At 61.0% G+C, this 13,270-nt stretch carries 12 protein-coding genes and 2 pseudogenes; 10 read left to right on the top strand and 4 right to left on the bottom strand.

Going from position 1 to position 13,270, the window contains the following annotated elements; all coding sequences use genetic code 11:
* Nucleotides 1–107 precede the first annotated feature (107 nt).
* Nucleotides 108–194: a K(+)-transporting ATPase subunit F gene (gene kdpF, locus SINAR_RS1000000135190; protein ID WP_080636573.1), complete on the bottom strand. Its 87-nt coding sequence runs from the start codon at nucleotides 192–194 to the stop codon at nucleotides 108–110.
* Nucleotides 195–678: 484 nt separating this feature from the next.
* Between kdpF and SINAR_RS01000000133305 the strand changes: the two genes are divergently transcribed.
* From SINAR_RS01000000133305 to SINAR_RS0109695, 3 genes and pseudogenes are all read left to right on the top strand, one after another.
* Nucleotides 679–1,971 (top strand): RhtX/FptX family siderophore transporter, encoded by a 1,293-nt coding sequence (locus tag SINAR_RS01000000133305; protein ID WP_050577482.1) that lies wholly within the window; start codon nucleotides 679–681, stop codon nucleotides 1,969–1,971.
* A 154-nt stretch (nucleotides 1,972–2,125) separates the two neighbouring features.
* Nucleotides 2,126–2,477 (top strand): annotated as a pseudogene (locus tag SINAR_RS1000000135185) (aminotransferase class III-fold pyridoxal phosphate-dependent enzyme); the annotation flags it as partial.
* Between the two features lie 14 nt (nucleotides 2,478–2,491).
* Nucleotides 2,492–3,133, top strand: a pseudogene (locus SINAR_RS0109695) (IucA/IucC family C-terminal-domain containing protein); the annotation flags it as partial.
* A gap of 73 nt (nucleotides 3,134–3,206) precedes the next feature.
* On the opposite strand, the gene rhrA reads toward SINAR_RS0109695, so the two are convergent.
* On the bottom strand, nucleotides 3,207–4,151 hold the full coding sequence (rhrA, locus tag SINAR_RS0109690) for a rhizobactin biosynthesis transcriptional regulator RhrA (protein WP_027998917.1): 945 nt from the start codon (nucleotides 4,149–4,151) through the stop codon (nucleotides 3,207–3,209).
* 165 nt (nucleotides 4,152–4,316) lie between these two features.
* Between rhrA and rhtA the strand changes: the two genes are divergently transcribed.
* A complete protein-coding gene (gene rhtA / locus SINAR_RS0109685) occupies nucleotides 4,317–6,557 on the top strand; it encodes a TonB-dependent siderophore receptor RhtA (protein ID WP_027998916.1) in 2,241 nt (746 codons plus the stop codon).
* 146 nt (nucleotides 6,558–6,703) lie between these two features.
* Nucleotides 6,704–7,672, top strand: a complete 969-nt coding sequence (locus tag SINAR_RS0109680) for a GNAT family N-acetyltransferase (RefSeq protein ID WP_234710589.1) — start codon at nucleotides 6,704–6,706, stop codon at nucleotides 7,670–7,672.
* 161 nt (nucleotides 7,673–7,833) lie between these two features.
* On the opposite strand, the gene SINAR_RS0109675 is transcribed toward SINAR_RS0109680, so the two are convergent.
* Nucleotides 7,834–8,721, bottom strand: coding sequence for a LysR family transcriptional regulator (locus tag SINAR_RS0109675; protein WP_027998914.1), 888 nt, complete (start codon nucleotides 8,719–8,721; stop codon nucleotides 7,834–7,836).
* A gap of 98 nt (nucleotides 8,722–8,819) precedes the next feature.
* Here SINAR_RS0109675 and SINAR_RS0109670 point away from each other — a divergent pair, with 98 nt between their 5' ends.
* From SINAR_RS0109670 to SINAR_RS0109660, 3 genes are all read left to right on the top strand, one after another.
* Nucleotides 8,820–9,542 (top strand): SDR family oxidoreductase, encoded by a 723-nt coding sequence (locus SINAR_RS0109670; protein WP_027998913.1) that lies wholly within the window; start codon nucleotides 8,820–8,822, stop codon nucleotides 9,540–9,542.
* A gap of 79 nt (nucleotides 9,543–9,621) precedes the next feature.
* Nucleotides 9,622–10,152, top strand: coding sequence for a nuclear transport factor 2 family protein (locus SINAR_RS0109665; RefSeq protein ID WP_027998912.1), 531 nt, complete (start codon nucleotides 9,622–9,624; stop codon nucleotides 10,150–10,152).
* A 108-nt stretch (nucleotides 10,153–10,260) separates the two neighbouring features.
* Entirely contained in the window at nucleotides 10,261–10,572 is a 312-nt protein-coding gene (locus SINAR_RS0109660; RefSeq protein WP_027998911.1) for an Atu4866 domain-containing protein, read from the top strand.
* A 58-nt stretch (nucleotides 10,573–10,630) separates the two neighbouring features.
* Here the strand turns inward: SINAR_RS0109660 and SINAR_RS0109655 are convergent, their stop codons facing one another.
* Nucleotides 10,631–11,311 carry a class I SAM-dependent methyltransferase gene (locus SINAR_RS0109655; protein ID WP_027998910.1) on the bottom strand — a complete coding sequence of 227 codons (681 nt, stop codon included), beginning with the start codon at nucleotides 11,309–11,311 and terminating at the stop codon, nucleotides 10,631–10,633.
* Nucleotides 11,312–11,671: 360 nt separating this feature from the next.
* On the opposite strand from SINAR_RS0109655, the gene paoA reads away from it, so the two are divergent.
* Nucleotides 11,672–12,319: an aldehyde dehydrogenase iron-sulfur subunit PaoA gene (paoA, locus tag SINAR_RS0109650; protein ID WP_084617253.1), complete on the top strand. Its 648-nt coding sequence runs from the start codon at nucleotides 11,672–11,674 to the stop codon at nucleotides 12,317–12,319.
* Nucleotides 12,316–13,266 carry an FAD binding domain-containing protein gene (locus tag SINAR_RS0109645; protein ID WP_027998908.1) on the top strand — a complete coding sequence of 317 codons (951 nt, stop codon included), beginning with the start codon at nucleotides 12,316–12,318 and terminating at the stop codon, nucleotides 13,264–13,266. Before paoA ends, SINAR_RS0109645 begins: the two co-directional genes overlap by 4 nt.
* Nucleotides 13,267–13,270: the final 4 nt, after the last annotated feature.

Here is a 13,270-nt window from a genome sequence, read left to right as displayed (position 1 = left end):
AGGTCTCCGTGGGTGAAGGAGCTAGAGCACTTCCGCGAAACGCGTGGAACGGATTTCCATGCGGAAGCGCATCGTTTCAAAGGGTTAGAATGAGCCCGTGAAACGCTCTAGAAGCGTTCCGGCCGGACGAGCGTCACAATCAGATAAGCCGCGAGCGCGACGGCAACGACGAGCCCGATCAAAGCCTCGACCATCGCATTCTCCCTAAAGCCGGCTCAGGGCGCGCGCGTAAAACGCGAGCGCGGCAAGGCCGCCAAAGCCGGCGGCAAGGAAAAGAAAATCGGACATCGGCATTCTCCAGTTCTATCCAGGATCCGGATCATGCGCCCGTGCCGCGTCAATTATCGATTGGGATGGTTTGGCGGCCACATAAAGAAAAGATAAGGAGTTCGGACCGAGCGCTAACACGATTTTCTCGACGCGACACCCGAACCGCCAACCGACCTTTTCTCTACCCCAGTAAGATCGATCCGGCAGCCTAAGCGCCCTTGAGACTTCCTGCCGCCCCTCTCGAAAGCGCGTTCGCTATTGTCTTAATCAGGTTCGCTCACATCCAAGTCTTACGCCGTCCGTCCATTTAAAGATGATAACAATACTCATGTTTATCGTCAGGCCAATTTTGCCGCGCAGTGGCAGTCTTCAGTGTTCGCCGGTGCGGTCCAAGGATCGGATCCTATCATGACAATGGTGCAGACTTCTCCAGCGGTCCGGGAAGGGTCGACGGCGGCAGGTGCAGGAAGGCTTTGCGCCGTCTTGGGCGGACTCTATCTGGCGCAAGGGATCCCAACCTATCTCCTGCTCGTGGCACTACCGCCCCTGATGCGCGAAAGCGGTGCATCGCGCACCGCGATCGGTCTGTTCTCGCTTCTGATGCTGCCGCTTGTGCTGAAATTCGCGGTTGCGCCTCTTGTCGATCGTTGGGCGCCCTGGCCAGGACTTGGCCACCGGCGCGGCTGGGTCGTACCGACGCAGCTTCTCGTCAGTGCAGGCATAGCGTCGATGGCGCTGGTCGAGCCCGATCAGGCCGGCATGCTCTTCGCGATCGGCATCTGCATCACGCTGCTTTCCTCGGTGCAAGATATCGCCACCGACGGCTATGCGGTGCGCCACCTCACCGGCAGGACGCGGCCGATCGGCAATGCCGTCCAGGCCGGAGCGGTCGCGCTTGGCGTCATCATCGGCGGCACGCTGACGCTGGTCCTCTTCCACAAGATCGGCTGGCGACCGACGATCCTGCTTGTCGCGTGCCTCTCCCTGCTGCCGCTGGTCGCGGCCATCTGGATGAAAGATAGCGCCATAGCTACGCCGGAATCGCCCCCGCGCAGGCGAGCAAGCCTTTTCGGTTTCTTTCGGCGGCGGAATGCCTGGATGGTCCTTGCCTTCGCCCTCACTTATCGAGCGAGCGAAGGCCTTGTGCGCGGGATGGAAGGACCTTACCTCGTCGACAACAAAGTGCCGACCGAGTGGATCGGCTACATGTCCGGGGCGGCCGCCGCGACGGCGGGGCTTCTCGGCGCACTGATCGCCGCGTTGATCATCCGCAAGGCGGGCTTGACGGCGACGCTCATCCTGCTCGGCGGGCTTCGCAGTCTCTGCTTCCTTGCCTTCGCACTCAATGCTTTCGGCATATGGCCCGGTATAGCCGTCGCCATGTCCGCCTCCGCCTTCCAGACCCTGATCCGCTACATGGAATTGGTCGCGATCTATTCCTTCTTTATGGCGTCCTCATCCGACGATCAGCCGGGGACGGATTTCACCATCCTGAGCTGCGCCGAGCTGGTCGTGTATCTGATCGGGACCTCGATCGCAGGCTACCTTGCCGACCGGTTCGGCTATGCGGCGCTCTTCTCCTCGGCGACGGTCATTTCCGTGCTCGGCATCGGACTGTCCGTCTGGATGCTGGAAAGGATCAAAGCGCGTCCCTCACCTCCAGATCACCATCATTTCAGTCGGATCGAACTGAAATCGTAAAGCGTGATCGTTTCTGAGGATCGGATCGGGATGCGCCAGCAAACCGCGCGCATTTTTCCTGATCCCGTTCCCGGAGCACTTCCAGGCAAAGGGTCTAGCGGCTCTTCATCCGGAAGCGTGTTGTTTCAACGACTTAGAGCATCTCGGTGCTTCGATGACACACTGGGACGCTCTGGGGCAGGCGCCTGAGCTCGCCACCCTGACGTCATCGAAAAATCTTGAACGGAGTTGATCTCATGGATGCTTCTGCACGCGCCGACAACGCCTTTTATCTCGACCGACAGGAAAAACGCGAATCGAACGCCCGCAGCTATCCGCGCCGCTTTCCCGTCGCGTTGAAATCGGCCCTCGGCTGCACTGTGACCGACGTCGACGGCGGAACCTATCTCGATTGCCTCGCAGGCGCTGGAACGCTGGCACTCGGTCATAACCACCCGGAGGTGATCGAGACGCTGCAGCAGGTCCTCGGGTCGGGCCTGCCGCTCCACACACTGGATCTGACGACGCGGCCTCGGCTATTCCGATCCATGCCGGAACCGACGGCAAGCCGGTGGTTCAGGCACTTGCCGAGAAATCGGGCATGTCGGTCTCGGAATGGGTGGCGCGGTTCTTGGACATTGTTATCCCTCCGGTCTGCCATCTGCTCGCAAAACACGGCCTTGCCTTTTCGGCGCACGGGCAGAATGCGACACTCATTCTCAAGGACGGCCGACCGGAGCGTCTGGCACTGCGCGATTTCATCGACGACGTCATCGTCTGCGATCAGGAGTTTCCCGAAAGCGCCACCCTTCCGGAAGAGGTCCGGGCGGTTCTCCTGTGCCTGCCTGCCGACTTCCTGATCCATTTCATCCAGACGACGCTCTTCATATGCGTCTTCCGCTATATGTCGGTCCTGCTCGACCAGCGTTCCGGCCTTTCCGAAGAGGTCTTCTGGGGGTTGGCACGCAACAGCATACTCACTTATCAGAAGCGCTTCCCCGACATGGCCTCCCGCTTCGCGACATTCGATCTCTTCGGCGATGAATATCCGCGTCTTTGCCTGAACCGTGTTCGGCTGTTCACGCACGGCTATGCCGACGACGACGAGCGTCCGGTGCCGGACTTCCAGGGCATGGTGGACAATCCACTGGTTGCTTTCGAGAAGTGCAGCACCGCAGCGTAACCGGCTTCAAAGCGGCTGCAGCGAGACAACGGCGGCTCCCTCAACCGGGAGCGCCCTATTTTCTGCCAGCTCGTCAGGCGGCCGCCGCGAGCCGGCGCAAGTCGGAGGGACGCACGCCGTAGCGGTTCCTGAAGGTTCGATTGAAGTAGGAAAGATCGTTGAACCCGACATTGTAGGCGATCTGGCTGATGGAGGTGACATCGCCTTCGGTCAGTATGAGCCCCTTGGCGAGTGAGAGCCGCCGTCCGAGCACATAGCGCGAGAATGTCGTTCCCTCGCGGCTGAAGAATTTCTGGATTGCCCTCGGGGTGATACGCTCGGCCTCGGCCACGTCGGTAATCGAGAAGGAACCGTTCGCAAGGTTCTGTTCTATGCGCATCTTGATGGACGCCATTCGGCTCTGGGGCGTTTCTCGCGGACCTACATTGCCGACATCTTGTGCAAGCACCGGCAAAAGATCGTAGAAATGCGTGACCATCATGCCCGCATGCTCCTCGCACTGGTACTCCTGCCTCAGAAGATAGCCTGCATAGTTCGTCAGGAGCTGCAAAGGCAGGCATTCCGCCGCAAGCGGTTGCATCATAATCGGCTTTAGAAGATCGCGCCTCGAGGCCAGCGCATAGGCCGGAAGATGGGCGCAGTCGAAGCGCCCACCTTCCGGGAGCGTGATCTCGGATGACGCATCCGCGGGAAGAAATATGACGCCTGCGCGTGCCGACTCCACTTTTTTCCGCCGGTGACGGACGACGAGCGGACCGTCCATCGCACGCAGGATGACGATACCGGCATCCCCCAGCCCGCTGGTGTCGAGGCGAAGCATTGTCCTGGGGAAATAGACCGTTGCAAGCGACAGGGAAACGTATTTCCAGAAGAGGCCGGTCACACCGGTCAGATCGCCCTCGTCCGCCACTATGGTCGCCTCTCCGAGCATGTCCACAAGAATGCTTCTGCAAACGAGTCTGCTTTCGCGATCAGGCAGGGACAGCGTCCCGAATTTCAGCGGTCGGATTGTCTCCATGTCGTAAGCCAGCCTTTCCTGTTGACGTTCGCATCCGTCCAAATGAGGTTCGCCATTATCCAAGCGGCCAACACCTTTAGCTCATAAAACATGACTTAAATAGTCTTGTATTAACAGCTTGCCCGCTCACCGGCAGCGGCAATTTTTCTGGGCGCAGGGGGCGTTATGGGTACCAACGAGAATGGCGGCATAGGCATTTGCGTTTTCGCCGCGGCAATGGCGTTCGGCACGGGTGCTGTGGCCCAGGAGGCCGCGAATCAGTCGGAAGCTGCGACGAGCCTGGAAGAGATCGTCGTCACCGGCGGCCGATCGCCTCAGCAAATTTCGGAAATCGCCCGCACCATTTACATCGTCGATTCGGATCAGATCCAGGCGGAGGCCCGGTCGGGCAAGACGCTGCAGCAGATCCTGGGGGAATCCATCCCGAGCTTCGATCCCGCAAGCGACGGAGCGCGCACATCCGTCGGCCAGAACCTTCGGGGCCGGCCACCGCTCATCCTCATCGACGGCGTCTCTATGAACTCGGCACGCTCGGTGAGCCGACAATTCGATGCCATCGATCCGTTCAACATCGAACGGGTGGAGGTTCTGTCCGGGGCGACTGCAATCTACGGGGGAAACGCAACCGGCGGCATCATCAACATCATCACGAAGAAGGGTAAGGACGCGGAGCCGGGCCTGCATGCGGAAGTGACCGGCGGCATGGGCAGCGGCTTTGCCGGCAGCCAGGACTTCGACCGCAATGCGGCGGGCGCAGTCACCTACAACAGCGAAAACTGGGATGCCCGCCTTTCGATCGCCGGCAACAGGACCGGCGCCTTTTACGACGGTAGCGGCACGATGGTCATCCCAGACGTCACGCAGACGTCCACCGCCTTCAACAAACGTATCGACCTGATGGGGTCTGTCGGCTACCAGATCGACGACGGCCGCCGCCTCGAATTCTCCGGGCAATATTTCGACAGCAAGCAGGACTCCGATTACGGGCTTTATTATGGGCCCTTCTTTGCAGCGCTCCGCGATCCGAGTCTGTTCGAAACCCGTTCCGGATACGACTCCGACTTCAATCCGCAAACGCGCCGCTCGATGTTCAACATCACCTACACCGATGATGACGTTTTCGGCCAGCAGCTATTGCTTCAAGGATCTTACCGGACTGAGCGAATAAAGTTCCATCCCTTCCCAGCTTCGGGCAATACTGAGACCGGTCTTTACATTTACGGCAGTTCGCAGGATACAGATTATTACAGCGTCAGGGCCGCCTTGGTAGCGGAACCCACCGACGCACTGAAGATCACCTATGGCGTCGATGCCGATCGGGATTCCTTCAAGTCGCGTCAGAATATCTTCGACACGCTGACAGCCGCGCAATCCGGAGGGCTCGATTTCGATACGATCGGCAAGACCGGTCTTTATCCATCGATCGATGTCTCAACCATCGCCGGCTTTGCCGAGGCTGCCTACGAGGCGACCGACAGGCTTACTCTGAGCGGCGGGATGCGGTATCAGTTCGTCAACACTGAGGTATCCGACTTCATCGGATCGGCGCAGCAGGTCGCCATCCTGCAGGGCAGAGCAACTTCTGCCGACACCATACCTGGCGGCGAAGTCAGTTACGACGCTGCTTTGTTCAGTGCAGGGGCGACCTATCAGCTGACGAATACGCAGCAGGTCTATGCCAATTTCAGCCAGGGCTTCGAACTGCCGGATCCGGCCAGGTACTACGGGATTGGCAACTACTCCTTCTCCGGCGGACACTACACGCTTCTCAATAGCGTCAACGTCGGCGATTCCGCGCTCGAGGCGATCAAGACAAACTCATTCGAAATCGGCTATCGTCTCGATGACGGCACCTACAATCTTGAGACCGCGGCCTATTACTCCCTTTCCGACCGTTCCATCAATCTCAATCGCACGACTGTCGCGGTCGAGGTGGTCGATCAGGAGAGACGCGTCTACGGCATCGAAGGCAAGGCGGGCGTGAAGCTCGACCATGGCTTCGATGTGGGTGTTCTGGGCCATTTGGTGAGAACCGAAGTCAAGGGCGACGATGGCTGGGAAAAGGACTCCATTGGAAGCGCGAGCGTCTCCAAGCTTGGCGGCTATGTCGGCTGGACCAATGATGCGCTCAGCCTGAAATTCTCCGGCCAGCGCATTTTCGAGCTCACCGGCGCCGATGGCCACTCCATAGACGACTACACCCTGTTCGACCTCACCGGCGGCTATACTTTCGAAAACACGGACACCACTTTGAATTTCGGCATCCACAACCTCTTCGACACAGAGTACACGACAGTCTGGGGCTCGCGTGCCAAAGCTCTTTACGGCGCTTTGGCCGACGAAGCAGCGTTCGACTACAAGGGTCGCGGCCGCACATTCGCAATCTCGCTGACGAAGGTCTTCTGATGGACCGAGGTCATCGAGGACAGTGGGGTTCCACCCCGGGAGGGGGCGGCGGGTACCGTGGGTCCGGCGTTCAAGATGGCCGCGTCTTTCGCTCCTTTCAGCTTCATCCTCGAGGACCCGTAGACCTGTACGAGACCGGTTCGACCATGTCAGTGTCGATTACCGGGGAACGCCGTGCGCACTTCAAGTTTGCCGATACGGGACTCCGCATTGTCGATCTCCGGCCGGATGGCACCGAAGCCTTCCGGCTTGCTTGCACCGCCCTCGAATATCTTTTCGCGACGCGACCAGGCCTGGCGTCGATCGTACTTGCAGGAGAGGGCTGGAATACCCTTTTTCCGGAGTTGCAGCGGCATGGCCTTATAGGCGATATCACCGAGGTTCTGGCGCAGCCATCGGTCCTTGCCGAGATGTTCTGGCAGTTGCCGGAGATCTGGAAAGCCTCACCCGCAATCGCATTTCCGCGGCGCGATATCTTCGATGGGAAGACCGAGCATCCTCTACGGCCGCCGAAGCCGGCCGGATGCGTTTATGCCCGTTTCATACCGTGGCTTTCGGGAACGCTGTCGTTTCACGTTGCGACACTCGACGACCTCCCCGACGTTCATCGCTGGATGAACGACCCGCGGGTCGACGAATTCTGGAACGAGGCGGGGAGTGAAGCCGCCCATCGGCGTTATTTGCAGCGCATGTTCGCCGATCCGCATACGATACCGCTAATCGGCCGCTTCAATGGGCGGGCCTTCTCCTATTTCGAGATCTACTGGGCGAAGGAGGACGTGATCGGACCTTTTTCAGGCGCCGGCGACTACGACCGCGGCTGCCACGTCATAGTCGGAGAGGAGTCCTGTCGCGGAAAGCCCTGGTTCACAGCCTGGCTGCCCTCCCTTCTGCATCTGATGTTTCTCGACGATCCCCGGACCGAACGGATCGTGCAGGAACCGAACGCGGCGCACCACCGCCAGCTCGGCAATCTGCAGCGCTCGGGCTTCTCTCACACAAGAACCGTGGAGCTTCCGACAAAAAGGGCCGCAATCATGTCGATCTCCAGGCAGCATTTCTTTCCGAATCGGCTGTGGCATCCGGCCGCGGGTTCCGACAAGAGCAACTCATGAACGGCCGGCCCTGCCCACTGCAGGCAACAATCCTGGCAGAGGACTCCACGCCCTCCTGGAATCTCTCTACCAGACCGCGGCTGCGACAGTCGTGATCGAGGTCGGAACTTCTTGGCATCGGCATCTCACCGCCGCAACCGCATCTGCCGATGATCCGCCGGTTATCGCCACCGCCGTATATGCTCGATCAAAGCTCGCATCTTCGGCGCCATGTTGCGGCGCTGAGGGAAATAAAGAAAGAAACCGGGGAACGGCGGCAGGAAATCCTGCAGCAGCGGAACAAGTTCACCGGTTTCCACGAACGGGCGGAAGGTTTCTTCCGTTGCGAAGGTGATCCCGGCCCCGCAGAGTGCTGAGCGGAGCATGAAGCGCAGGTCATTGGTGGTAATCTGGGGCTCGACCGCCACGTCGAAGGGCACACCATTCTCCTCGAATTCCCACCTGTAGGGCGCGACATTCGGCGCTCGCCGCCAGCCTATGCAGCGATGATGGACCAGTTCGCGCGGGTGCGCCGGCGTGCCGCGGACTGCGAGATAGGCGGGGGCAGCAACCGCCAGCTCGCGCTGATCGCCCGACAGCGGCACCGCGATCATGTCCTGCTCGATCACCTCGCCAAGCCTGACGCCCGCGTCGAAACCGGCGGCGACGATGTCGAACTCCTCGTCCGTGACTGTAACGTCTATCGTCACCCCTGGATGTGCCTGAGCAAAGGAAGCGATGAGCGGACCGGAGAGGAACTGCTCGGCGATCGAAGTGACGGCGATCCGCAAATGACCGCGGGGCTCATCCTCACCTGCCACACGATCGAGCGCCGTTGCGATGTCCGACAGGGGCTGCGACAGGGCCTCGCGCAGACGCTCCCCAGCCTCGGTCAGGCGCACTGAACGCGTCGTGCGGGTGACGAGCATCGTGCCGAACGCATCTTCGAGCCGCCGCATCCCTTGGCTGACGGCCGAGCGGGTCACGCCGAGCCGATCGGCGGCCGCACGGAAGTTGTCCTCTTCCGCGACAGCCAGAAAAAGCGGCAGAAGGTTCATATCGATCTTCATTGGAAAGCACCGCTAACCGCCGAGTTCAGTAAGTGATGGATACCGGCTACAGTCAATGAAGTCCATCTTGTCCGTGCAAGCAATGAACGGAGTACGACATGGACAAGGTCATTCTGATCACCGGCGCCTCCAGCGGCATCGGCGAGGGCATCGCCCGAGAGCTCGGCACCGCCGGTGCGAAAGTTTTGATGGGTGCACGCCGGCTCGACCGTACCGAGGCCATCGCCGAGGATATCCGCAAAGCAGGAGGAACCGCCAGGGCGCAGGTTTTGGACGTGACCGACCGTCAATCCATGGCAGCCTTTGCCAAGGCCGCAGTCGACACATGGGGGCGCATCGACGTCCTGGTGAACAATGCCGGCGTGATGCCGCTCTCACCGCTTGCCGCCGTCAAGCTGGACGAGTGGGAGCGCATGGTCGACGTGAACATCAAGGGCGTGCTCTGGGGCATCGGGGCCGTATTGCCGGTGATGGAGGCACAGCGTAGCGGGCAGATCATCAATATCGGCTCCATCGGAGCGCTGTCGGTCGTACCCACAGCCGCGGTCTATTGCGCAACGAAGTTCGCGGTTCGCGCGATCTCGGACGGACTCCGCCAGGAGAGTACCCATATCCGCGTCACCTGCGTCAATCCCGGCGTGGTCGAGAGCGAGCTCGCCGCAACCATCACCCACGAGGAGACCATGGCGGTGATGGACGCCTATCGCGCCATCGCGCTTCAACCAGCCGACATCGCACGTGCGATCCGGCAGGTGATCGAGGCTCCGCATAGCGTGGACACCACTGAGATCACGATCAGGCCGACCGCGTCGAGCAATTGATCCGGCGCGCACTGACCCAAGGCGCTTCCCCGCGCCCCGACCGCAACGCAACTTGAGCAAGCTGACGAAAGGATATCCCATGAGCTTTTTCTCGTTGACAGATCTCCTCGCCGGCTCCGGCCGCAGCCTGCTGATCGCTTCGGCGGTTGCGGCCGGCATGGGACCGGCGCATGCCGATACCACCGCGCCACCCGCCGATATCGAGGCGCAGAACAGAACCGCGGTGCAGGTCGCGTTCGAGAAATGGCGAGCCGGCGGCAACATCTTTGCAGGGCTTCTCGCGTCCGATGTCGTCTGGACAATCCACGGCTCCGGGCCCGTGGCCGGCACCTACCGTGGCGTGGAGAATTTCGTCGAGCGGGCCTCGGCTCCCCTGATCAGCCGGCTCGCAACCCCTCTGGTGCCGAAGGTGCATCATATCTGGGCCGATGGAGATACGGTCATCATCCGCTTCGACGGATCGGCCATCACGACAACGGGAGCGCCTTACAGCAACAAGTTCGTTTGGATATTCCGGATGAAGGACGGAGCTGTGGTGGAGGCCGAGGCCTTTCTCGATCTCGCCGCGTACCAGGCGGTTGTCGAGAACAACGAGCCGCGTAGCCAATGACCCGGCGGCTGTGGGGCGTCTTTGCGAAGCCGCCACTGCGATCGAACATGTATCCACTCTCCGCAGCCGCCACATAATCCCCCAACCGCTGATCGCGAGGAGATCGACATGCAGCGTGCCTTTGCAACCCTGATGACCGCCGCACTCCTAAGCCAATCCGTAAAAGCCGGAGAATCCGATGTGCAGGCCAACCACCCGTATGTCGGCCTCTGGATCACAGAAGACAGTTACATCCGCCATGAACTCCTGCCGAACGGGCGCTATGTCGAGGCCCGCGGTACGCGTGAACGCGCCTATGAGGGACGCTACGAAGTGACAGGTACGCATATCGACTATTGGGACGATACCGGCTTTACCGCGGATGGGGAATTTATCGACGGCGTTCTGCATCATGCCGGTATGGTCCTCTATCGCCGGTAGAGAAGCGTGCGGGTCGCGGGAAGCCATCAGCATTGCAGGCTTCCCAGCTGCCCGGATTTCAGGCGTATCCCACCCAGCCCCTGAAGGTCAGAGCTGTATAGAACAAGCGAACCTCCGAGAAACCCGCCTCGCGGAGCACCGCCTCGTCCTCCTCCGGCGAGAGAACAGATAACTTCGTCGCGATCGCCTGCCTTGCACTTTCAGCGTCGCCGGAGGCTATTCCACCGAACGCGACGTGCCGGGCGATCCAGGTCGAGCGCTCGGGCTCGGATTGCGGGAAACTGATATGCGCGACGACGAACGGAGCGCTCGGCAGTAAGCGGCGGCGAATCTGTTCCAGTGTGCCGAGGCGTTGCGTACGATCGACAAAATGGAGCGTGAGCAGGCAGACGGCCGCGTCGAACGGCCCCTCCGGTGCGGCTTCTATGTAGCCCTGCTGGAGGCGGACACGCGGCAAATGGGGTCCCACCGTCTGTTCTGCGACGCGAAGCATATCCGCCGACGGGTCAATGCCGCAAAAACTCCAACCTGAATTGTCGTCGGCGAGAGCCTTGAGCTCCAGACCGCCGCCAGCGCCGAGCACCAAGACCCGCGCTTGCACCGGCGCACGTTCCGCGAGCAGCATGGATGTCATGCGATGGAGGGCGCCCAGCCCCGGTACTTTTCTCCAGGTCCCTTCCGCGTAGGAACGGGCATGAGCCGCCGTGAAAGCCGGCCTGTCGACGCTTGGAGATTCCATTGTGCGGCCCTTCGCGTATCATGTAACAGTATCTGTTACATGATACGCCTTTCGTCAAGCTGCGTCCGGCTGCGAAGGCGCCTGATGCAGCACCGCCATTCATGAACCCGGTTCACAGGGCTTGTCGCCATCGAGACGGTAGCCACACACGCTATCCGCCCTAACTCACTTGTGAACACGCCCGCCGGATCATTTCCCGGGTTCGGTTGTTGCACGTTCGCAGCTTACCGGCCGCAGGTCCCCATGCATGTCATTCACACATGTGCAGCGGTTTGGGACCAAGACATGCACAACAAGACCTAAAGCGCGGCACATGACTTCGATGGATGCGACGCGCTTTGGACCTTTCATCACCAAAACATGGAGCTGGATATGCAAAGTCCTGGCGCACTCGAAATCTCGCGGCGCGACCTGCTTGCCGCCTCGGCCGCTACTGTGACAGTGGTGAGCGCAGCCTCGCTCGGTCACGCGCAGACCAATGCCTCCACCGCACACCAGAGCACGAAGGTTACGTTCACGGTGAACGGCGAACGTCGGGAGCTTCAGCTCGATAACCGCACGACCCTGCTCGATGCGCTGCGCGAGCATCTGCATTTGACGGGTACCAAGAAGGGATGCGACCACGGTCAATGCGGTGCGTGCACCGTCCTCATTGACAGCCGGCGCGTCAATGCTTGCCTGACGCTCGCCGTCATGCACGAGGGCGCCGCAATCACCACGCTCGAAGGACTGGGGCAGCCGGAAAACCTCCACCCGATGCAGGCTGCGTTCGTCAAGCACGACGGCTTCCAGTGCGGCTACTGCACGCCGGGCCAGATATGTTCCTCCATTGCCATGCTTGATGAGATCCGTGCCAATATTCCGAGCCATGTGACGCAAGACCTCATGGCACCCGCCGAGATCACGCCGGCCGAGATCCGCGAACGCATGAGCGGCAACATCTGTCGTTGCGGCGCCTATTCCAACATCGTTGAAGCCATTGCCGAAGTCGCGGGGAGGAAGGGATGAGAGCTTTCAGCTACGAGCGCGTCTCGTCGGTCGAAACGGCAGCGCAGACCGCAGCCGCCACGGACGGCGCGAAATTCATCGCCGGCGGCACCAATCTCCTTGATCTGATGAAACTCGAGATCGAGACGCCGACGCATTTGATCGACGTCAACGGACTGGGCCTGGACACGATCGAAGCGACACCGGAAGGGGGCCTGCGCATCGGCGCACTCGTCCGCAATACAGACCTTGCCGCCGACGAACGGGTCCGCCGCCATTACGCTCTTTTGTCGCGTGCCCTGCTCGCGGGGGCATCGGGGCAGTTGCGCAACAGGGCGACGACCGCCGGCAACCTGCTTCAACGCACCCGCTGTCCGTATTTCTACGACACCAACCAGCCCTGCAATAAAAGGCAGCCGGGCAGCGGCTGTTCGGCGCTCGCCGGCTTCAGCCGTCAGCTTGCGGTGGTCGGCGTCAGCGACGCCTGCATTGCCAGCCACCCCAGCGACATGGCGGTCGCCACGCGCGCCCTCGACGCCGCTGTGGAAACCGTGCGAGCCGACGGCACGACGCGCAGCATCCCGATTGCAGATCTCCATCGTCTGCCCGGTGACACGCCGCATATCGAACATGTCCTTGAGCGGGGCGAGCTGATTACTGCGGTCGTTCTGCCGAAGCCGCCTGGCGGCAAGCAGATCTATCGCAAGGTTCGCGACCGCGCCTCCTACGCTTTCGCGCTGGTCTCCGTCGCCGCCGTCGTGCACCCGGATGGGACTGGCCGCGTCGCGGTCGGCGGCATCGCGCCGAAACCATGGCGCGACGAGGCGGCCGAAAAGGAGCTGGAAAACGGGGCAAAGGCGGTGGCCGCCAGGCTTTTTGCCGGTGCCCGCCCGACAGAACAGAACGCCTTCAAACTCACGCTTGTCGAACGCGCGCTGAGCGCGGTTCTGGTCGAAGCGAAGGGATGAGACA

The sequence above is a fragment of the Sinorhizobium arboris LMG 14919 genome, from assembly GCF_000427465.1.
GTDB classification, from domain to species: domain Bacteria; phylum Pseudomonadota; class Alphaproteobacteria; order Rhizobiales; family Rhizobiaceae; genus Sinorhizobium; species Sinorhizobium arboris.
This window is presented reverse-complemented; position numbering and strand designations above follow the sequence as displayed.